General features: G+C 59.9%; 18 protein-coding genes and 1 other RNA gene. 6 read left to right on the forward strand and 13 right to left on the reverse strand.

Going from position 1 to position 21304, the window contains the following annotated elements:
• Positions 1-498 precede the first annotated feature (498 nt).
• Positions 499-1227 (reverse strand): hypothetical protein, encoded by a 729-nt coding sequence (locus ACAW63_RS22670; RefSeq protein WP_371229062.1) that lies wholly within the window; start codon positions 1225-1227, stop codon positions 499-501.
• Positions 1227-1505 (reverse strand): hypothetical protein, encoded by a 279-nt coding sequence (locus ACAW63_RS22675; protein WP_371229065.1) that lies wholly within the window; start codon positions 1503-1505, stop codon positions 1227-1229. The genes ACAW63_RS22670 and ACAW63_RS22675 overlap by 1 nt, the downstream gene beginning before the upstream one ends.
• A 157-nt stretch (positions 1506-1662) precedes the next feature.
• Between ACAW63_RS22675 and ACAW63_RS22680 the strand changes: the two genes are divergently transcribed.
• Positions 1663-1902, forward strand: a complete 240-nt coding sequence (locus tag ACAW63_RS22680; protein WP_371229068.1) for a helix-turn-helix domain-containing protein — start codon at positions 1663-1665, stop codon at positions 1900-1902.
• A gap of 501 nt (positions 1903-2403) precedes the next feature.
• Complete coding sequence (locus ACAW63_RS22685) at positions 2404-3024, forward strand: recombinase family protein (protein ID WP_371234759.1); 621 nt, start codon at positions 2404-2406, stop codon at positions 3022-3024.
• A gap of 367 nt (positions 3025-3391) precedes the next feature.
• Here ACAW63_RS22685 and ACAW63_RS22690 read toward each other — a convergent pair whose 3' ends face one another.
• From ACAW63_RS22690 to ffs, 5 genes are all read right to left on the reverse strand, one after another.
• The gene (locus ACAW63_RS22690; protein ID WP_371229070.1) at positions 3392-3919 is read right to left on the reverse strand and encodes a hypothetical protein; all 528 of its coding nucleotides are present in this window, start codon (positions 3917-3919) and stop codon (positions 3392-3394) included.
• A gap of 507 nt (positions 3920-4426) precedes the next feature.
• The gene (locus ACAW63_RS22695; protein ID WP_371229073.1) at positions 4427-5020 is read right to left on the reverse strand and encodes a DUF4326 domain-containing protein; all 594 of its coding nucleotides are present in this window, start codon (positions 5018-5020) and stop codon (positions 4427-4429) included.
• A complete protein-coding gene (locus ACAW63_RS22700; protein WP_371229076.1) occupies positions 5017-5460 on the reverse strand; it encodes a DUF488 family protein in 444 nt (147 codons plus the stop codon). The genes ACAW63_RS22695 and ACAW63_RS22700 overlap by 4 nt, the downstream gene beginning before the upstream one ends.
• Positions 5461-5469: 9 nt before the next feature.
• Positions 5470-6141 (reverse strand): hypothetical protein, encoded by a 672-nt coding sequence (locus ACAW63_RS22705; protein ID WP_371229079.1) that lies wholly within the window; start codon positions 6139-6141, stop codon positions 5470-5472.
• 441 nt (positions 6142-6582) lie between these two features.
• Positions 6583-6679, reverse strand: an RNA gene (gene ffs / locus ACAW63_RS22710) — signal recognition particle sRNA small type.
• A 240-nt stretch (positions 6680-6919) separates the two neighbouring features.
• On the opposite strand from ffs, the gene ACAW63_RS22715 reads away from it, so the two are divergent.
• Positions 6920-7288, forward strand: a complete 369-nt coding sequence (locus tag ACAW63_RS22715) for a hypothetical protein (protein WP_371229082.1) — start codon at positions 6920-6922, stop codon at positions 7286-7288.
• Between the two features lie 6 nt (positions 7289-7294).
• Here ACAW63_RS22715 and ACAW63_RS22720 read toward each other — a convergent pair whose 3' ends face one another.
• The 6 genes from ACAW63_RS22720 to ACAW63_RS22745 all read right to left on the reverse strand — a co-directional run bounded on the left by ACAW63_RS22720 (position 7295) and on the right by ACAW63_RS22745 (position 15904).
• Positions 7295-7672: a hypothetical protein gene (locus tag ACAW63_RS22720; RefSeq protein WP_371229085.1), complete on the reverse strand. Its 378-nt coding sequence runs from the start codon at positions 7670-7672 to the stop codon at positions 7295-7297.
• A gap of 55 nt (positions 7673-7727) precedes the next feature.
• The gene (locus tag ACAW63_RS22725; RefSeq protein ID WP_015477783.1) at positions 7728-8006 is read right to left on the reverse strand and encodes an HU family DNA-binding protein; all 279 of its coding nucleotides are present in this window, start codon (positions 8004-8006) and stop codon (positions 7728-7730) included.
• A 53-nt stretch (positions 8007-8059) separates the two neighbouring features.
• Positions 8060-10453: an NAD-dependent DNA ligase LigA gene (gene ligA, locus ACAW63_RS22730; protein ID WP_371229088.1), complete on the reverse strand. Its 2394-nt coding sequence runs from the start codon at positions 10451-10453 to the stop codon at positions 8060-8062.
• Positions 10454-10553: 100 nt separating this feature from the next.
• Positions 10554-11441 (reverse strand): cell division protein ZipA, encoded by an 888-nt coding sequence (gene zipA, locus ACAW63_RS22735; RefSeq protein ID WP_371229091.1) that lies wholly within the window; start codon positions 11439-11441, stop codon positions 10554-10556.
• Positions 11442-11737: 296 nt separating this feature from the next.
• Positions 11738-15226 (reverse strand): chromosome segregation protein SMC, encoded by a 3489-nt coding sequence (gene smc, locus ACAW63_RS22740; protein WP_371229094.1) that lies wholly within the window; start codon positions 15224-15226, stop codon positions 11738-11740.
• Positions 15227-15244: 18 nt separating this feature from the next.
• Positions 15245-15904, reverse strand: a complete 660-nt coding sequence (locus ACAW63_RS22745) for a GntR family transcriptional regulator (RefSeq protein WP_371229097.1) — start codon at positions 15902-15904, stop codon at positions 15245-15247.
• A 182-nt stretch (positions 15905-16086) separates the two neighbouring features.
• Here ACAW63_RS22745 and ACAW63_RS22750 point away from each other — a divergent pair, with 182 nt between their 5' ends.
• From ACAW63_RS22750 to xdhB, 3 genes are all read left to right on the forward strand, one after another.
• Positions 16087-17220, forward strand: a complete 1134-nt coding sequence (locus ACAW63_RS22750; RefSeq protein ID WP_371229098.1) for an alkane 1-monooxygenase — start codon at positions 16087-16089, stop codon at positions 17218-17220.
• Positions 17221-17438: 218 nt separating this feature from the next.
• Positions 17439-18902 carry a xanthine dehydrogenase small subunit gene (gene xdhA, locus ACAW63_RS22755; RefSeq protein WP_343572973.1) on the forward strand — a complete coding sequence of 488 codons (1464 nt, stop codon included), beginning with the start codon at positions 17439-17441 and terminating at the stop codon, positions 18900-18902.
• Entirely contained in the window at positions 18895-21285 is a 2391-nt protein-coding gene (xdhB, locus tag ACAW63_RS22760; protein WP_371229100.1) for a xanthine dehydrogenase molybdopterin binding subunit, read from the forward strand. The genes xdhA and xdhB overlap by 8 nt, the downstream gene beginning before the upstream one ends.
• Positions 21286-21304: the final 19 nt, after the last annotated feature.

The following is a 21304-nucleotide window of genomic DNA, read 5'->3' on the forward strand; positions in this document are numbered from 1 at the left end:
TCTTCTACAAATAGCTAAGCTGTTTTGGATACACAGACATATAGGGGGTCGATCCCCCTTTCTTGGCCTTACGTCGAGTAACTCTAGCATTCTAGAATATCCCTTGGATCGCATCCAAAGAGTCATAGCGATCATTAGAGTTTCCCAAGGATGATCCTAGGATTACCTATAGTAGTGCTCACGATCTTGAACACAGATAAAGATTAATCAATCTGTGCCCTGCTCTTGGACTCAGAATACTCTCAAGTGTCGCACCAACATCATCACATCTCTGGCTACGCCAAGCTCTGATGCTTATCGTGCAATAGTATGAATGCGCGTGACATACCTTTGCGTCAGCACATAGTCTCACGTTCCTGCACAAGCATCCTTTACTTGGGGGCGTTGGTCATCAGCCCCCTTCTCCTTCTGTGCTGAGACTTCGATTTCTCGAAAAAAACTTGCAGGTAACAATGCCGCAGGCGCTATTCCTGCAATATTCTTTCAAATCATCAAATACTATCTACACACTCTACCGTGCAGAGGCGTAGCTTCAACGCTCTCATCTGGAACCACCCAAAACTCTTCGATATTCCCATGCAAAGAGTTCTGCATCAACTTCCGCAATATCCTCCCTGCTTCATCTTTAGCAGGGTAAGACCCAACCCTAAGGAAATTGCTGGTCTCAGAATGAACTGGAATCCCCGTTAGAATCAATCCTTCCTTGACCTTTTCATACTCAGCTTTAGTACTAAACGGCAATGCTATAACCCAATGCCGAACAAGACCATCCTTGTTATATACCCTATTTAGTGGGTGAACATAAACCGGCTCTTCAGCTTTAACCGGCTCAACATCAGAACCACAATGTTTACACTTAATAGCCTGCATCTTGATCAGCTCTGCGCAGAACGGGCACTCTCTTAATCCACTTCCAGTATGAGGACTTTGAGTTGCACCCGGCAGAGTAGTATCAACCACCTCCTCCCAACCTTTTCGAAGGTACGACTTCGCAAGAATCCCTTGGATTGATACGCCATATCCGATAGTAACGATTGGGAGAGCAATGATGAGACCAGGCCCACCAGTCCCGGCAGTCAGAACACCTACTACCACCATCCAAACGAAGAAGTGAACCCATAATCCTCTATACGCCAAGTAGAAGGCGCCGAAGATTACGACGTACAGCCACGCCTCTGTGCTTACCTGCTCGGTATGACCGTTAGCTGGATTCCGGAAGACTCGCATCAGTTCACCCTCACGGGGCTATAGCCCTTGCTGGTCATACAAAGTTTGTAAGCTTCATCCTGCTTATTCTTGATATTCACACCTTCCAGGAAGGAGCCTCGATAAGCGTAATCTGCCTCTTGTACATTGTTGGCCATCATCCGGCAGTAGGCGTCGTCTTGAGTACGCTCAGCACTTGTCACACCACTCTTCATCATCTGGTACTGCGGCTGAGCTGCACACCCGGAAAACAGCACAACAACCCCAGCCAATATCAATCCCCGCATTCCATCCCTCATCTCTAATCCTTTCGATCATCGGCAACAAACAGGCACAGCAAGGACGCCGCCCTGCACTAGCCGAATGTTGCCACCGAATCGCCTAAAATTCCAAGTATACTGTGCAGACCTGGCCAATCGTCCGACCGACAGTTCCCCCTTTCGAAAGGGGATCGGGTTGGAAATTTCAGCGGCGTTCGGGAAAGTGCTTCGCCGGAAGCGAAAGGAAGCTGGACTCTCTCAGGAGAAGCTGGCCGAGAAAGCGGATATCCAGCGGAACTACGTTTCGTTGCTCGAGCGCGGGGAGTATCAGCCAACCATCAGCGTCATCTTCACATTGGCAGCAGCACTGGAGTGCTCTCCTTCAGCGTTGATCGCTGAGGTGGAGGCCACGATGAAGGCACACCTGCCACAGTGATACTTCGCTATTAAGATGTATTGCACCGGGTCTCCCTTGAAGCTCAGTCTCGCTTCGATCATCTCGTGATGGGGGCACGCTGTGTCTGCTCAATACTTGTTCAGATAACTATTCAGTATCAATGGGCTTTCCTCGTCCCGGCCTCATACGCTGGGGCGTTATTGTATGTGCATATCCCTACGCCCACCCCATCCATCAGGCTTTCCGCAGGGAGGGCCTTAGCCGGTAGCCCTTCACACTGATCAAATCCTCATTTCTCGTGGGCGCTTCCGCAGCCGCAGCCGCACTTCAATCGAGATAACCCTCACTTCCCTCTCTTATCCAAACCACCATTTCTGGTGGCTATTGCTCAGAACTAAGAAGCTGGGCCTCTCGTTTGAGTCTACTCATACAAGATGTCGATAACTGGCACCGAGCACCTATCATTCATCAGTTGCAGATTAGCTAAATGATAGATTATCATTTGTCTATCAAATTATATGACAAAGGATAAAGACCATGATCAAGGCCCATCTGTACCTTCGCGCCTCGACGGATGACCAGAACGCCCACCGTGCCCATCAAATGCTGCTCGACTTCGCTCAAAAGGAAGGTATGTCGGTAGTTGATGTGTACGCAGAGAACATCAGCGGCACCAAGCTAGAACGCCCTGAATTGTTCCGCCTGCTTGATGCTGCTCAGTCTGGTGACGTGCTGCTAGTGGAATCCGTAGACCGCCTATCCCGTCTGTCTCAGGCCGATTGGGAGACTCTGAAGGGTGTTATCAAGTCGAAAGGGTTGCGTCTGGTAGTAGTTGATCTGCCCACCAGTCACCAACTGGTCACTGATAAAGGCATCACTGGGCAAATCATGGATGTGATTAACGGGATGCTCATTGATCTGATGGCAACGATGGCCCGTCTCGATCAAGAGAAACGTGTTGAACGCATTAAACAGGGCTTGGCTGACAAACGTGCTAAGGGCGAGAAGGTAGGCGGGAAAGGTCGCAATCAAGAGAAGTGGAGCAAGGTAGCCGACCTGCTCAAGCGTAACGGCAACACGATGGAAGAGATTGCAAAGCTGGCTGATGTCGGCATTGCCACTGTCTATCGCATCAAGAAAGAGCTATCCGAAGGCAAGTGATCCTGCTTGACCCATAAGAATCGACGCTACAGCCTCTAGGACGCTCTCTATGCATCAATAGGTAGAGAGCCGCATAATATGCTCCATATTTTGAAATCACGCTAAAGCGCAAAATAGGGGCATCTACGAGCGAGTTTGATACCGCCCCACCCAAAGCCAATATTTCTACTGTGAGAGAAAGTAATATCTGATAATCGTCCGGACTTTTCTTGCAAGAATTATGGCCAGCGCTTCGTCCTTAGAACATATCCCCTGCCATCCCATATCCAGGGAACCCTCCCACAAACGGAGCTTTCGGCGAGTTCGTGCCGCTGCAATAGCAGTCTTCGCTCATCGACTAATAAGCTCCTTAGAGCAGGGACGAGGATTACTTCTTCTTCCGAACCTCTGCCATCGGGGGAATGGTCTGACCTAACACAAGCTTGTAAAGGGCCACGTTTGCTTCATTAATTTCAATCGATGCCCTGCGAATATCAGCAAGCTCAACTGTATCAACGCTGACCTTTAGCGTCCCTCTAGCTGATCCATTAGCCATCTTCATTTTCCCTGTATCGGGATCAGGAGAAATGGCGTTGTGTGCATAGATGTTCCTCTTCTTCTGAGCGGAGCGTAGCTTTGCGATCACACCTTTATAGTCGGTCAACTGCGGATAGTCACTGACCAACTGCTCGCAGAGCGCCCCAAGCATGTCTAGTTTTTGTGGGAAGCTAGAGTGATTAACCAGAATAAAAGGCTTCGGGTCATACTCGTTAAACCCCGCGAGCTTTCCGATAAAGACATTCAAACAGGTTTCTAATGACGCCCACAATGCTCCCACCCTGCCCATTTCAATAAGATATTCATCTGGCACTGGCCAACCAGAAAAATCTAATTCCATTATTTCATCATTTTTCACTTGAAATTAGCTCCTTTCTTATTTCGTCTATGAAATTTTTAAATTCTGCCTTCTAGGTATGTCCTACGTAGAGGACTGCACCCGCTACTAGTAGTGCAAAGACCAGGTTCAATCTGGCGTGGTTTCTTTCTCTTTCGCCACTTTGTCCGCGTGGACACTCACGGGAATCGTTTCCCACGCTTCCTGTCCGCTGGCAGCGGCCCATTTCCCCTTGGGTGCGGGTTACTCAACAAGTATAGGCGCCCCGCAGGCGGACCCGGTGACGAATGAACTGACATCCATTCAGACACCTAATTAGTGCCATATCGGGCTCTCGATGTAGTTGCGATTTCATATGCCAGAAGGCATAGGGCTAGTGCAACGGAAAATAAAAAGCCCCGTAACTCATCAAATTACAGGACGCTATTGAATAGACTCAACAGATAGAGAGTCGCCCCTAGCATCCTAATTGGAGCACAGAATTTCACCCCCAGTAGTTAACCCAATGAGCAATACAACGTGATATCTCTAATTTCCATCGTCTAACGAATTGATGTAGGCAGCAATAACATCACCGTGACAAGCAGCAGGCTTGCAATGGCACGCAATGATTTTCCCCTTCAAGCCAGACAAATTATGTTCGAGATGTTCTGACGCCTTGAGAAAGCCTCGCTGAAAGTCATATGCAAACTTCCTAATCACCTCATCTCTATCGCCGTCTTGTCCGATCTGATAAGGATTCCCCCAGATCGTACCGCGCCCTATGTAGACGTCATAGACATCGCCACGGTCTTTATTTACGACTAGAGTTAGCTCAAGAGGGACAACCCGAATAGGCCTACCTGCATCCTTCAGTGAAAGACGCAGGCCTCCGTAACACTCTCTGTCTTCAAATAGGATTGCGTGAGTAGACCGCTCTACCGCTTCACTCTCTAACGAACAAATAGCGTACTCGCAATCCTTTTCTTTAGCGTACCTACGCAGATAATCATTTTCATCATCAATGCAAACAAAACTCACATCGCCAGACTTACTAGTATAGTAATCAATCTTCCTTTTGAATTTCTCATAGCACAGAAACTCCTTTGGATACGCGATGAGTATGCATTTGATTTTTGTCATGTTAGATGCTTGATATCAGTTCCGCTTTCATTCCAGTGCGACTTTAGATATTCCGCAACTAGTCGCCTATGGCACTGATGCGGCAAGTGCTCGCTGCAAAGCAAGCAACCCTCATCAATCACTTCAGGTTTTACGTATTTTTCAATATTTCGCTTCGCCATCAGATTGAGGAACCTGTCCTCATACTGCTGCCATGTGATTTCTTTCTTTTGGTACGGCGCCAGAATTTCTTTTGTTGGAGCCAATTCAGGAATGTGAACATAGTCCACATTGCAAATTTCTTTGAGAAAATACTTCAAATCATCTTTCTTCGCAAAGCCAGACAATTGAGAGACGTTATTCAAGCGAACGTCAACAACTCGCCTTGCCCCTGACAACTGGATCAAGGAGAAAAATCGTTCGGCCTTTTTCTCCGTAAAACCTATAGTCAATATTTTCATTGCCGTCTCTCAAAAAGCCGCTGCAATCAGCTTATATGCATGCCCATCATAAGGTTCCCCGAGACTAATAGTGAAATAATTCACTTCCGCAGGGTACTCGCCATCTTTTTGGGCTTTGTAATACTGCTCAACTTCTGGGTCAGTAACTCTGAGAGCGTAAACCTGCCCGTTATAGGTGAAGCTTGCTCGGACAACCCTCTTGGGGTTACCGAAATTTGCCCCTTCGGCATCAACAGTAAACCGCACATCTTCCGGCCTGATAAGGTAAAGAGTTTGCCGTGGTACAGCCAAGGCAGCGACTGAAATTCTGTCGTTTCTGCCAGAGTAACTATGATTGCCGCTCTCCCAAAGGGATACGGGGGTATCTACAATCCTTGCAAGATCGTTGACAGTAACCTGATTCACCTTTGTCCAGTACACATTGTCATCGATGACGTGGTTTTCTTGCTGAAACCCCCCGTTTGCTACCCCGGTAAAGGTGATGTTTATAACATCGAGCTTTTGAGCAGTGCTTCCGTTCTGATACTCGCGATCACGCTCTGAAATCTCGTGAGTTGCCGAGGTGCCAATAGGCCGAATCCAAGTACCAGCCGACGGCCCAGCAGTCAATTTACCGGCAACGCAGCGACCACTCATCTTGCGAGAGTTAGCCAAACAAACGATCTGATGGACATACGACATTTAGTTACCCCTTCCATGATGGCGGCATGCCACTACCCATCTTCACTCGACTATTGCGACGGATCAACCCTATTTTCGTTAAGCCCAGCACGTCTACGGAGTCCGCGTGCAACGAAGGCTATGGATTCGCCTCCTGCAAGAATATTGTCCAGAAAGCATCAAAAAAACACCCTGAGCGACTCCGGACACTACCAGTACAACAAGAATGGATGACGCACACTAGCCATCACGCTCTTCCAAGCAAGCATGAGTACTGCACGAGGATAGCTATCCGTCGAGAGGGCAGCAGGAATGGGTACTGAACGGGGCTTTGAAGGTGTTAAGCAAAAAGCTACGATGCGTCACAGAGTGCACCACGCAGGTGTACCAAGGCGCTGTCACACTCAGAGATTTTCAGAGAGGAAAGTCCTTTAGAATTAAGGACTTAGGAAATGGAGGCGGCCCCGCCAGCCACACCCCGGCACACGATGTTCCCGCTATGGCTGCTTCCTTCCGGACCTGACCAGGTTAACAGGTAATCGTTGCGGGGGGACCGACAGGGCCACCATCGCGAATCTCGCCAGATCGACGAGCCGCGCCATTGTAGCGGCTTGTTCGCAAGTTACAAGCACTTCAAGCACTTAGGCTCGTCCTTCAAGCAATTCCTGACGCGATTCACGAATCGACGTCATGAGATAAGGAATTGCCCTACAAGAACTTAATAATTTTCTCGCAACGCCGAAGCTTAGGGAACGGCACGCCCACCCGTGGCGGCCATAATCGAGCGAGGAATGCCGACATGAGTCTTGCCCTGCGATCCACGACTGTCCTGGCCACGTTGTTCAGCAGCCAGCTCATCGCCGCCGATGCCGTGATCCATTTCACCGGCGCCATTGTCGAAGACAGCTGCCAGGTCCAACTGCGGGACGCCACCGCCGGCAGCGCCCAGGTGCAGGTACGCCAATGCAGCCAGGCGATGCTCCTGCAATTGAACGAACCACGCGGCGCGCGGCCCAGCAAGCACTACCGGCTGACAGACACGAAAGGACAGCCACTGGGGCCCGGCTTCACGGCCACTGGCGGTACCGACAGCGTCATTCGCAGCATGTCGGCAGGCGGCGCCACCGGCGCCGAGCGCAACCTGGTGCTGGTGGCGGAATACCTGTGACGGGCGTTACTGCGCCTGAATCAGCCCTTCGGGCCGAGGCTGGGTGGAGACTTCCAGGTTCGGCCCGATGAACAGGTCCATCTTGCTGTAGCCCGGACGGGTACTGAAGGTGGAGTAGCGCTCCGCTCCCTGGTGGAACTGGAAGGCGACGCGGTATTCGCCCGAACGCAGCAGGCGCAGCGGGAAGGCGCGCACCTCGCCCGGCTCGATCTCGCCCGCGAGGGTTTCCTCGCCATTTTCCTTGTAGCTGTAGCTCACCGCCGGCCCGCCTTGCGCCTCGTAGTGCAGGACGATCTGCGGGCGCTCGGTCCAGGCCACGTAGGCCCCGAACAGCAACACCAGCGCCGCCACGCCGAGCAGGCGCTGCTTTCTTGCCTTGTCCATCTCGCTCTCCGTAAACGGATGACCCGCCCCGCTTCGGGCGCAGCGGGCCTGCCGATCAGTTCAGGCTGTCGACCAGGGCCTTGGCCGGCACCAGGCGAACCGACTTCTTCGCGGCGATCTGGATGGTCTTGCCGGTCTGCGGGTTGCGGCCGGTACGGGCGGCGCGCTCGCTGACCTTGAGCTTGCCGATGCCCGGCAGGGTCAGCTCGCCATCGTTCTCCAGGGCATCCTGGGCGATCTGCGCCAGTTGCTCGAACACACCGCGCACGGCGGCCTGGGTCAGGTCGAGGGATTCGGCGATGTCGCGAACCAGTTGGTCCTTGGTCATGGGCATGGAATAGCTCCTTGATGCATTGATCGTGATTCTTTGATCGGAAGAAAGGCGTGTCAGGCGCCGATGCCGTGGTCGGCCAGCAGCTTGACCAGCTGCTCTTCGTCCATCACGGCAACGCCGAGTTCCTGAGCCTTGGCCAACTTTGAGCCCGCACCCGGTCCGGCAACCACGCAATGGGTCTTGGCCGAGACAGAACCAGCCACCTTGGCGCCCAGGCTTTCGAGTTTTTCCTTGGCGACGTCGCGGCTCATGGCCTCCAGCGTGCCGGTGAGCACCCAGGTCTGGCCGGCCAACAGCAGGCCTTCGACCACCCTGCGCTCGCTGCGCCAGTGCATGCCGAACTCCAGCAACTGCGCTTCGACGGCCTTGGCACGCTCGACGCGGGCGGCGTCGGCAAAGTATTCGCGCACGGACTGCTTGGCCTTTTCGTTCACACCCTTGAGCGTACTGAGGTCCAGCCAGTCCTGGCTGAGGGCGATCAGCGCGTCGAGGCTGCCGGTCTTGTCGGCCAGCTTCTCGGCGCCGGTGGCAGCGATGAAGGGAATGTTCAGCTTGTCGATGAACCCGGCCAGGGTTGCACAGGCGGCGAACTCGGCGGAAACCTCGGCCTCCTCCTGCAGCTGAACGCCGTGCCCCGGATCGAGCAGCTCGGCGATGACGGTGCGGTTGTGCTCGTCGTCGAAGAAATTGTGGATCTCGTAGGCCACTTCCGCGCCTACGTCCGGCAGGTAGGTCAGCACCTCCGGCAGCGCCTTCTGGATGCGCGCCAGCGAGCCCAGGGAGCGCGCCAGCAGCTTGGCGGTCTCCTCGCCCACATCCGGGATACCCAGGGCGAAGACGAAGCGCGCCAGGCTCGGCTTGCGACTCTCGGCAATGGAGCCCAGCAGGTTGCGCGTGGAGACTTCGGCGAAGCCCTCCAGCGCGATGACCTGCTCATAGGTCAGGGTGTAGAGGTCGGCCGGCGACTTCACCAGGCCCTTGTCCACCAGCTGTTCGACGATCTTGTCGCCGAGGCCGTCGATGTCCATGGCGCGGCGCGAGACGAAGTGGATGATCGCCTGCTTGAGTTGCGCCTGGCAGAACAGCCGGCCGACGCAGCGGTAGATGGCGCCTTCGCTGACCGACTCCTTGCCCTTGCTGCGCTTGACCAGCTGGGTGCGTTCGACCTGCGAGCCACACACCGGGCACTGGGTGGGGATCTCCACCGGGCGCGCATCCGCCGGGCGGCGCTCGGTGACCACCTGCATGACCTGCGGGATCACGTCGCCGGCACGGCGAATGATCACGGTGTCACCGATCATCAGGCCCAGGCGGGCGACTTCGTCCATGTTGTGCAGGGTGGCGTTGGACACGGTCACGCCGGCCACCTGTACGGGCTTCAGGCGCGCCACGGGCGTCACCGCGCCGGTGCGGCCGACCTGGAACTCCACGTCCAGCAGCTCGGTGAGCTCTTCGCGAGCCGGGAATTTGTGAGCGATGGCCCAGCGCGGCTCGCGGGCGCGGAAGCCCAGCTCGCGCTGGAAGTCGATGCGGTTGACCTTGAACACCACGCCGTCGATCTCGTAGGCGAGGCTGTCGCGGCGATTACCGATGTCTTCGTAGTAGGCGCGGCAGCCTTCGACGCCCTTGGCCAGCTTCAGCTCGCGACTGATCGGGATGCCCCAGCCCTTCAGGGCTTGCAGAATGTCGTACTGGGTATCTGGCAGCACGCCGCCCTCGACACGGCCGAAGCCGTAGCAGCAGAACTCCAGCGGACGGCTGGCGGTGATCTTCGAATCCAGCTGGCGCAGGCTGCCGGCCGCGGCGTTTCGCGGATTGGCGAAGGTCTTGCCGCCGGCTTCCATCTGCCGCTCGTTGAGCGCCTCGAAGCCGGCCTTGGACATGAACACCTCGCCACGCACTTCCAGCACCGCCGGCCAGCCCTCGCCCTTGAGGCGCAACGGCACGTTGCGGATGGTGCGCACATTGACGCTGATGTCTTCGCCGGTGCTGCCGTCGCCACGGGTGGCGCCACGGGTGAGCAAACCGTTTTCGTACAGCAGGCTGACCGCCAGGCCATCCAGCTTGGGCTCGCAGCTGTATTCCACCTCGGCGCCGCCGCCGAACAGGTCGGAGGACGGCAGCTGATCGGCCAGGCCTTCGCGCACGCGGCGGTCGAAGTCGCTCAGGTCCTGCTCTTCAAAGGCGTTGCCCAGGCTGAGCATCGGCACCTCGTGACGCACTTCGCCGAAGGCCGAAGCCGCCGCCCCGCCGACACGCTGGGTCGGCGACTCGGGAGTGATCAGTTCGGGATGCTCGGTTTCCAGCGACTTCAACTCGCGGAACAGGCGGTCGTACTCGGCGTCCGGCACGCTGGGCTCGTCGAGCACGTAGTAGCGATAGTTGTGGTCGTCGAGCTCGCTGCGCAGTTGGGCAATGCGTTCGGCAGCGGTCTGGGAGTCGGTCATGCGGGAATCTCGGGCGGCTGTTTCTTCTTGAGAGGGTGGCGGCTAGAAACGCAAAGCCCCAAGGATGGCTTGGGGCTTGTGTGGTCGGCGTGCGGAAAGCTTAGCGCTTCTGGGTCAGCGCGCGCCGCTCGAAGTCGATGATGCGCTGGCGATAGTGCTCGATGGTCTGAGCGGTCATCACGCTGCGCTGCTCGTCCTTCAGCTCGCCGTTGAGCTCCTGGGCCAGCTTGCGGGCGGCGGCGATCATCACGTCGAACGCCTGCTTGGGATGGCGCGGCCCCGGCAGACCGAGGAAGAAGCTCACGGCGCGAGTGCTGAACTGGTCGATGTTGTCCAGATCGAAGGTGCCCGGCTTGACCGCATTGGCCATGGAGAACAGCACTTCGCCGTTGCCGGCCATGCTCTCGTGGCGGTGGAAGATGTCCATCTCGCCGTAGCGCAGGCCGCTTTCCAGGATGTTCTGCAGCAGGGCCGGGCCCTTGAAGCCGTTCTCGTCGCGGCTGATGACGTTGATGATCAGCACTTCCTCGACCGGAGCCAGAGGCGCAGAGGAAGCCGCAGCGGCCGGAGCGGCGGCGCGCTCCTTGTCCTTCTTGCGCTCTTTCTTCGGCTTTTCCTGGGGCGCTTCGTCCAGCGGGTTGGGGAAGTCTTCCTCGTCCAGCGGGCCGAGCAGGTTCGGCGCCGGATCGTCCAGGTTCAGGTCGCCCTGACGTGGTTCGCCGCGACGCTTGCCACGGGGCTCCTTGGCGCTGACCTTGGGCAGGTCTTCCTCGTCCAGCGCCGGCTCGCGGTGCTCGACCACCCGGGACGGCCCGAGCAGTTCGGGGTTGTTGTCATCCCCATCGTCAGGCTGGTTGGCGAAGTGGCGATCCAGTTTGAAGCGCAACTTGCCCTTGCCACCCCGCATACGACGCCAGCCGTCGAACAGAATGCCGGCGATCACGATAAGCCCAATGACGATCAGCCATTCGCGCAGACCGATATCCATCTAATCCCGTAGCCCCTGAACAAAAAATGATGATGAAGAAAAGGACATCCTATCCCTTGAAAACGTGGAGCCAACTTCATGTTCTGACTGATGTTTTCCACGCGATACAAAAGTGGGCGTTAAGCTAACACGCTCGCACGCAACTTTACACTGCTTATGGCGACACTCCGCCTGGTCCTTGCAACTTTTCACAGCCTATCGCGAGTTCGTCCCTTGCGCGATGGCTACCTCAATATAATCAATGCCTTACAAGCCTAGCCCAGTATTACGAACTTGCCTGGCAAGTTGTATCCGGATCAGGCTTCGGCCAACGCCACCGCCTCCTCGACATCCACTGCCACCAGTCGCGAACATCCCGGTTCGTGCATCGTCACACCCATCAATTGATCGGCCATCTCCATGGCGATCTTGTTGTGGGTGATATAGATGAACTGCACTTTCTCCGACATCTCCTTCACCAGCCGCGCATAACGGCCGACGTTGGCATCGTCCAGCGGCGCGTCGACTTCGTCTAGCATGCAGAACGGTGCCGGGTTCAGCTGGAAGATCGCAAATACCAGCGCCAGGGCGGTCAGGGCCTTCTCGCCACCGGACAGCAGATGGATGGTGCTGTTCTTCTTGCCCGGCGGGCGCGCCATGATCGCCACCCCGGTATCGAGTAGATCCTCGCCGGTAAGTTCCAGATAGGCGTGACCACCGCCGAAAACCTTGGGGAACAATGCCTGAAGGCCAGCATTGATCTGGTCGAAGGTTTCCTTGAAGCGGTTGCGGGTCTCCTTGTCGATCTTGCGGATCACGTTTTCCAGGGTGTCCAGCGCCTCCACCAGGTCGTCGTTCTGGTCATCCAGGTAGCGCTTGCGCTCGGATTGCTGCTGGTATTCCTCGATCGCCGCGAGGTTGATCGGGCCCAGGCGACCGATGCGCGCGGCCAGTTCTTCCAGGCGGGTTTCCCAGACTTTCTCGGCGGCATCGTGCGGCAGCGTGCCGAGCACGCCGTGCAGGTCGTAGCCATCCTCGTGGAGCTGCTCCTGCAACGACTTGCGCCGCACGCTCAGGGCCTGCCATTCCATGCGCTGCTGCTCCAGCTGGCCACGCAGCAGTTGCGACTGCTGCTCGGCCTGGGTGCGGCGCTTCTCGGCGTCGCGCAGTTGGCGGTCGGCGTCTTCCAGGGCCAGGCGCGCGTGCTTGAGTTCGTCCTCGACGGCCATACGCCGATCGAGCAGCTCTTCCAGACGCATGCGCAGTTCCTCCAGCGGCGCGGCGCCCTCCTCCAGGTTGAGGTTGAGCTGCTCGCAGCGCTCGACCAGGCGCACCGCCTGGCTGTCCAGGCGCTCCAGCGCCTGGCGAGTGGATTCGTGCTGGGCGCGCAGGGAGCCGACGCGCACGGCCAGCTGGTGAGCATGATCCTTGTGCTGGCGGGACTCCTGGCGGATGCGATCGAGCTTCTCGCGCATGCCGTCGCGCTCGGCGAGCAGAGATTCGCGGCGTTCGGTGTCCACCGCCATGGCGTCCAGCGCTTCCTGCAGGCTCAGGCGCGCTTCGCCCAGCTGCTCCTGCTCGATGGCGTGCTGCTCGGCCAGCTCGGCCAGCTCTTCGTCCAGACGGCGACGGCGCAGGGTCAGCTGCTCGACCTTGGCCTGCTGCGCGGACAGCTGCGCCTTCAGCTCGCCCTGGCGGCGGCCTTCGTCCTGCAGACGGCGGCGCACCTGGTCGCGGCCTTCCTCGGACTGACGCTGCTCATCACGCAGGCGCACCAGTTGTTCTTCGATTTCCGCCAGGCGCTGCTCCAGCGTCTCGCGTTCGGCGTACAGGCGCTCCAGCTCCTGGCCGCGCGCCAGCACGCCACCATCGGCGGACTCGCCACGGCGCACGCGCAGGAAATTCCGCCCGACCCAGCAGCCATCGCGACTGATCAGGCTTTCGCCGTCGCCCAGCGAAGCGCGCTGCGCCAGCGCCTGGTCGAGGCTTTCCACCGGGCGCACACGGCCCAGCCAATAGCTCAGATCGACATTGGTCTCGACCTTATCCAGCAGGCTGCCGGGGCGGGAAACGGCACCGACGGCCAGGTCGAGCAGGCGCAGCTCGCCCTTTTCCAGCGCGTCGAACGGCAGGCCTTTCACGTCATCCAGTAGCACGCCGTGCAGGTCGGCGCCGAGCACGGTTTCCACCGCCAGCTCCCAGCCCGGTTGCACACGCAGGCCTTCGGCGAGACGCGGACGCTGCTCCAGGCCCTGCTGACGCAGCCATTGCGCGGTGCCATCGCCCGGATCGAGCGCGGCCTGCTGCAACGCCTCCAGCGAGGAGATGCGGCCGTTCAGGCGCTGCAATTCGCCCTGCGCCTGGTGCTGCGCGGCGGTGCTTTCCTGCAGGGACAGACGTACACGCTCCAGGCGCTCGGCCAGTTCCTGCTCTTCGATCTGCAACTCTTCCAGCAGCAGCTCGATGGCAGCAACCTGCTCGCTCAGCTCGAGAATCGCTGCATCCTCCGGGTCGGCGGCCAATTGCGCGCGTTCGTCGTTCAGACGGCGCTGGCGCTCACCCTGGCGCTCCAGGCTCAGCTCCAGATGCTGGATGCGCGACTGCTGCACTTCCGCTTCGCGGCGCGGCTCGGCGCTCTGCTGGTTGAAGGCATCCCAGCGCTGCTGCCAATCGTGCATGCGCTGTTCGGCTTCTTCCAGGCCAGCGGTCGCCTCTTCGGCGGCGGCGGCGCTGATTTCCTGCTCCGGGGCCAGGCGCTCCAGCTCCTCGACCAGCGTGGACAGCAGCGTGCGATCGTGGCCCAGGTGGGATTCGGTTTCCTGGCGGGACTTCTCCGCCTCACGCAGGTCGTCCTGCAACTGGCGCAGGCGCTGCTGGCCGTGCTGGATGCTCTGCTCGACACGGGCGATGTCGCCGCCCACGGAGTAGAAGCGGCCCTGGACCTGGTTGAAGCTTTCCGAAAGCTCGTGATGGCCGTCGCGCAGGCGCTCGATGCTGGCGTCGGCACTGCGCTGCTCGGCCACCAGGGCCTCGAAGGCCACTTCCTGGTCGCCGATCACCCGTTCCTTCTGCCCGACCTGTTCGTTCAGGTCGCGCCAACGCAGGGCGCCGAGCTGGGCCTTGAGCGTACGTTCCTCGGCCTTGAATTCCTGGTACTTCTCCGCCGACTGGGCCTGGCGGTGCAAGCGCTCCAACTGGCGCTCCAGCTCTTCGCGCAGGTCGGTCAGGCGCGCCAGGTTTTCCTGGGTGCGGCGGATGCGGTTCTCGGTCTCGCGGCGGCGCTCCTTGTACTTGGAGATGCCGGCGGCTTCCTCGATGAAGTTGCGCAGATCCTCCGGCTTGGCCTCGATCAGCTTGGAGATCATGCCCTGCTCGATGATCGAGTAGCTGCGCGGGCCCAGGCCGGTGCCGAGGAAGATGTCGGTGATGTCGCGACGCCGGCACTTGGTGCCGTTGAGGAAGTAGGTGTTCTGGCCGTCGCGGGTGACGCGGCGGCGGATGGAAATCTCGGTGTAGCTGGCGTACTCGCCCAGCAGGGTCTGGTCGGAGTTGTCGAACACCAGTTCGATGGACGCCTGGGTCACCGGCTTGCGGGTGTTGGAGCCGTTGAAGATGACGTCGGTCATAGACTCGCCACGGAGGTTCTTCGCCGAACTTTCACCCATCACCCAGCGAACGGCGTCGATGATGTTGGACTTGCCGCAACCGTTGGGGCCGACCACCGCCGCCATGTTGCTCGGGAAACTGACCGTCGTCGGGTCGACGAAGGACTTGAAGCCCGCCAGCTTGATGCACTTGAGCCGCATGCGCCCTCCCCCGGATGCTTATCGTTCGGCCAGCGCGGCCAGGACCAGTTGGCTGTTGCGCCGACTGTAATCGAGCAGCACCTCGCGGATCGCCGCCTCGTCACGTCCGACCACGGCGCGGAGCAATTGCTCGAAGCTGCCGATGAACTGGCTCATTTCGCCTTTGCGGCGCTCCAGGGCCAGATGATAGGTGCGGCTGATGGCCGGCAGGAGGTTGTCCACGGTTTCCTGCAGGTAGGGATTGGCGGCAAACGGGAAGGCGGCGCGCATGATGTCGAAGCTGGATTCGACGAAGGCGTTGATGTCGCCGCGTTCGAGATTGTCGAGCAGGCGCTGCTGGATCGCCAGGAACGGCTGCAGCTCACCCTCTTCGCGCCAGCGCCGGGCCACGCTGCTGGCGAGCATGATGTACAGCTCGGTGACCAGCGAATACAGGCTCTCGACATGCGCTGCAGAGAGCTCGGACACCTGCGCCCCCCGGCGCGGCAGGATCACCACCAGGTGGCGGCGCTCGAGGATCAGCAGCGCCTCGCGGACCGAACCGCGGCTGACGTTGAGGGTCTGGGTGACCTTCTGCTCCTGGATGCGTTCGCGCTCCTTGAGCTCGCCCCGGATGATGCGTTCGGCAAGGTGGTGCGCGATCTGCTCAGCCAGGCTGTCCGGGGCCTTGAACGTCATGGTTGTCCTTAGTGGTCGGGGCGCTTTCGAGGGGGTAATGCGGTCGCGAAGTGTAACACAGGGTGTTACCGCGCCATCCCCTCCGGCGGGTGGACGACAGAACAAAGGTTGGTGCGCCCGACGGGAAGAACGGGCGCAGGATTGTCGGACAATCCTACATAAAGACTGTTCGGGAGTCGCCCATGTTCGCCTTCCTTTCCCCCGCCTGGATGCTGCGCCTGAAAAAGGCCGGCTACTGGATCTGGCTGGTGCCGGTCTTCGGCGTTCCCGTCAGCTATTGGTGGTCGTATGGCAGCGACCACCCCAACGCCTGGGCCTGGCTGGTGATCACCGTGGTGTTCGGGGTGATCCCGCTGCTGGACTTCGTGGTCGGCCGCGACCCGGCCAACCCGGACGAGATCGACGACGTGCCGCCCATGGAGCGCGAGGGCTACTACCGCTTCCTCAGCCTGGCGACGGTGCCGCTGCTGCTGGGCATGCTGGTCTACGGCGGCTGGGTGCTGGCTACCTATGACGCCTGGAACTGGGTTGGCCAGCTCGGCTGGATTCTCTCGGTGGGCACCGTGATGGGCGCCATCGGCATCACCGTGTCCCATGAGCTGATCCACAAGGACCCGGAGCTGGAACAGAATGCCGGCGGCCTGCTGCTGGCGGCGGTGTGCTACGCGGGCTTCAAGGTCGAGCATGTGCGCGGGCATCACGTGCATGTCTCCACGCCGGAAGACGCCTCGTCATCGCGCTACGGCCAGAGCCTGTATGCCTTCCTGCCCCACGCCTACAAGCACAACTTCCTCAATGCCTGGAAGCTGGAGAGCGAGCGCTTGGAGCGCAAGGGCCTGCCGGTGCTGCACTGGCGCAACGAACTGGTCTGGTGGTACGTGATCAGCGCGCTGTTCCTGGCCGGCTTCAGCGTCGCCTTCGGCTGGATCGGCGCGATCTACTTCATTGGCCAGTCGGTGATGGCCTTCACCCTGCTGGAGATCGTCAACTACGTCGAGCATTACGGCCTGCACCGCCGCCGGCTGGAGTCCGGGCGCTACGAGCGGACCACCCATGAGCACTCCTGGAACAGCAACTTCCTGCTGACCAACCTGTTCCTCTTCCACCTGCAGCGGCATTCCGACCACCACGCCAACGCCAAGCGGCGCTACCAGGTGCTGCGGCACTTCGACGAGAGCCCGCAGTTGCCCAATGGCTATGCCGGGATGATCGTCCTCGCCCTGTTTCCGCCGCTCTGGCGCGCCGTGATGAATCCGCGGGTGCGGGCTTATTACGCTGGCGAGGAATACCAGCTGAGCGCTTCCCAGCAAGCCTGACCCCGCGTTCCACGCCTTGGCGGCAAGCCCTACCCCGGCTTGCCGCCTTTTTTTCGTTCTGCCGCCCCTACAAAAAGCAGCCTCGCTCGCACCGCTTATCAGCTGCGGAAAAACTTTCTGACCATTTGGACAGAATTTTTATTGACTCAAAAGTCAGCTTTTCATAGATTCATGCTCCAGTGCCCTACCAAAAACAAGAACCAGCCTGGAGGCAAGCCTTGATCAGGTTCCTGCTCAACCGCGAGCTGCGCGTCGAAGACCGCCTCGACCCCAATCTCACCGTGCTCAACTACCTGCGCCAGACCCTGGGCAAGACCGGCACCAAGGAGGGCTGCGCCTCCGGTGACTGCGGCGCCTGCACCGTGGTGGTCGGCGAGCTGGTCGGCGAGGAAGGCGCCGAGCGCATCCGCTACCGCACCCTCAACTCCTGTCTCACCTTCGTTTCCTCGTTGCACGGCAAGCAGCTGATCAGCGTCGATGACCTCAAGCACCGTGGCGAACTGCACGGCGTGCAGCAGGCCATGGTCGACTGCCACGGCTCGCAGTGCGGCTTCTGCACCCCCGGCTTCGTCATGTCGCTGTTCGCCCTGCAGAAGAACAGCGCAGGCGTTACTGCCGAGGAGCGCAAGGCCGAGGCCCACGAAGCGCTGGCCGGCAACCTGTGCCGCTGCACCGGTTACCGCCCGATCCTCGATGCTGCCGAGCAATCCTGCTGCCAGAAGCAGCCGGACCAGTTCGACGTCGCCGAGGCCGAAATCATCGCCCAGCTCAAAGCCATCGCCCCGAACGAAACCGCCGAGCTCAACAGCGGTGACAAGCGCTGCCTGCTGCCGCTGACCATCGCCGACCTGGCCGACATCTACACCGCCAACCCGCAGGCGCGCCTGCTCGCCGGCGGCACCGACCTGGCCCTGGAAGTCACCCAGTTCCATCGCGAACTGCCGGTGATGATCTACGTCGGCCATGTCGAAGAAATGAAGCGTGTCGAAGTCTTCGACGACCGCATCGAGATCGGCGCCGCGACTCCGCTGACCGACTGCTATGAAGCGCTGTCCCGCGACTACCCGGACTTCGGCGAGCTGCTGCACCGTTTCGCCTCGCTGCAGATCCGCAACCAGGGCACCCTGGGCGGCAATATCGGCAACGCCTCCCCCATCGGCGACTCGCCGCCGCTGCTGATCGCCCTGGGTGCACGCCTGGTGCTGCGCAAGGGTAGCGAGCGCCGCGAGCTGCCGATCGATGAATACTTCATCGACTACAAGGTCACCGCGCGCCAGGAGGGCGAGTTCATCGAGCAGGTGATCATCCCGCGTCCGCAGGCCAACCAGATGTTCCGCGCCTACAAGGTGTCCAAGCGCCTGGACGACGACATTTCCGCCGTCTGCGCCGCCTTCCAGCTCACCGTGGAAGACTGCAAGATCACCGCCGTGCGCACCGGCTTCGGCGGCATGGCCGCCATCCCGAAACGCGCCAAGGCCTGCGAAGCCGCGCTGTTGGGCCAGACCTTCAACAGCGCCACCTTCGAACGTGCGGCGCTTGCGCTGAGCGAAGACTTCACCCCGCTCACCGACTTCCGTGCGAGCAAGGAATACCGCCTGCTCACCGCACAGAACCTGCTGCGCAAGTGCTTCCTGGAACTGGAAGCTCCCCAGGCCGTTACTCGGGTGACCTCTTATGCATAAGCCACACAAGACCCAGGAAGAACTCGCCGAACTGTTCCGCGCCGACCTCACCACCGGCGTCGGCCGCAGCGTCAAGCACGAGAGCGCGCCCAAGCACGTCAGTGGCGAGGCGATCTACATCGACGACCGCCTGGAATTCCCCAACCAGCTGCACGTCTATGCCCGCATGAGCGACCGCGCCCATGCGCGCATCACCCGGCTGGACGTCAGCCCGTGCTACCAGTTCCCCGGCGTGGCCATCGCCATCACCAAGGACGACGTGCCCGGCCAGCTGGACATCGGCCCGGTGGTCGCCGGCGACCCGCTGCTGGCGGACGGCAAGGTCGAGTATGTCGGCCAGATGGTCATCGCCGTGGCCGCCGACAGCCTGGAAACCGCACGCAAGGCGGCCATGGCCGCGATCATCGAGTACGAAGACCTGGAGCCGGTCCTCGACGTGGTCGAGGCGCTGCGCAAGAAGCACTTCGTGCTCGACAGCCACCAGCACAAGATCGGCGATTCCGAAGGCAAGCTGGCCACCGCGCCGAACCGCATCCAGGGCACCCTGCACATAGGCGGTCAGGAGCACTTCTACCTGGAGACCCAGATTTCCTCGGTGATGCCCACCGAAGACGGCGGTGTGATCGTCTACACCTCCACCCAGAACCCCACCGAAGTGCAGAAGCTGGTGGCCGAAGTGCTGGGCATCTCCTTCAACAAGGTGGTCATCGACATGCGCCGCATGGGCGGTGGCTTCGGCGGCAAGGAAACCCAGGCTGCCGCGCCGGCCTGCCTGTGCGCCGTGATCGCGCGCCTCACCGGCCGCCCGGCGAAGATGCGCCTGCCGCGCGTCGAAGACATGCAGATGACCGGCAAGCGCCACCCGTTCTACGTCGAGTACGACGTGGGCTTCGAGGACGACGGCCTGCTGCACGGCATCAACATCGAGCTGGCCGGCAACTGCGGTTACTCGCCGGACCTCTCCGGCTCCATCGTCGACCGCGCGATGTTCCACTCCGACAACGCCTACTTCCTCGGCAACGCCACGGTGAACGGTCACCGCTGCAAGACCAACACGGCGTCGAACACCGCCTACCGCGGCTTCGGCGGCCCGCAGGGCATGGTCGCCATCGAGGAGATCATGGACGCGGTCGCGCGCCACCTCGGCAAGGACCCGCTGGAAGTGCGCAAGCGCAACTACTACGGCAAGGACGAGCGCAACGTCACCCACTACTACCAGCAGGTGGAACACAACCTGCTGCAGGAGATGACCGAGGAGCTGGAAGCCAGCGCCGAGTACGCCAGGCGCCGCACCGAAATCCGCGAATTCAACGCCAGCAGCCCGGTGCTGAAGAAGGGACTGGCGCTGACCCCGGTGAAATTCGGCATCAGCTTCACCGCCACCTTCCTCAACCAGGCCGGCGCGCTGATCCACATCTACACCGACGGCAGCATCCACCTGAACCACGGCGGCACCGAGATGGGCCAGGGCCTGAACACCAAGGTCGCCCAGGTGGTGGCCGAGGTCTTCCAGGTCGACATCGACCGCGTGCAGATCACCGCGACCAACACCGACAAGGTGCCCAACACCTCGCCGACCGCTGCGTCGTCGGGCGCAGACCTGAACGGCAAGGCCGCGCAGAACGCCGCTGAGACCATCAAGCAGCGCCTGGTGGAGTTCGCCGCCAAGCACTGGAAGGTGACCGAGGAAGACATCGAGTTCCGCAACAACCAGGTGCGCGTGCGCGACCTCATCCTGCCCTTCGAGGAACTGGTGCAGCAGGCCTACTTCGGCCAGGTGTCGCTCTCCTCCACCGGCTTCTACCGCACGCCGAAGATCTACTACGACCGCAGCCAGGCGCGCGGCCGGCCGTTCTACTACTACGCCTACGGCGTGTCCTGCTCGGAAGTGATAGTCGACACCCTCACCGGCGAGTACAAGATGCTGCGCAGCGACATCCTGCATGACGTCGGCGCCTCGCTGAACCCGGCCATCGACATCGGCCAGGTGGAAGGCGGCTTCGTCCAGGGCATGGGCTGGCTGACCATGGAAGAACTGGTGTGGAACGCCAAGGGCAAGCTGATGACCAACGGCCCGGCGAGCTACAAGATCCCGGCCATTGCGGACATGCCCATCGACCTGCGGGTGAAGCTGGTGGAAAACCGCAAGAACCCGGAGCAGACGGTGTTCCATTCCAAGGCCGTCGGCGAGCCGCCGTTCATGCTGGGCATCTCGGTGTTCTGCGCGATCAAGGACGCCGTGGCCAGCCTGGCCGACTACCGCGCCCAGCCGCAGATCGACGCTCCGGCCACCCCGGAGCGCGTGCTCTGGGGCGTGGAGCAGATGCGCAAGCTGAAGCTGGCCCAGGCGGAGAAGGCACCGGCTCAGGTCGAGCCGGCCTGATGTGACCATGGGGTGCCGC

Source organism: Pseudomonas sp. QE6 (assembly GCF_041379005.1).
Classification (GTDB): domain Bacteria; phylum Pseudomonadota; class Gammaproteobacteria; order Pseudomonadales; family Pseudomonadaceae; genus Pseudomonas.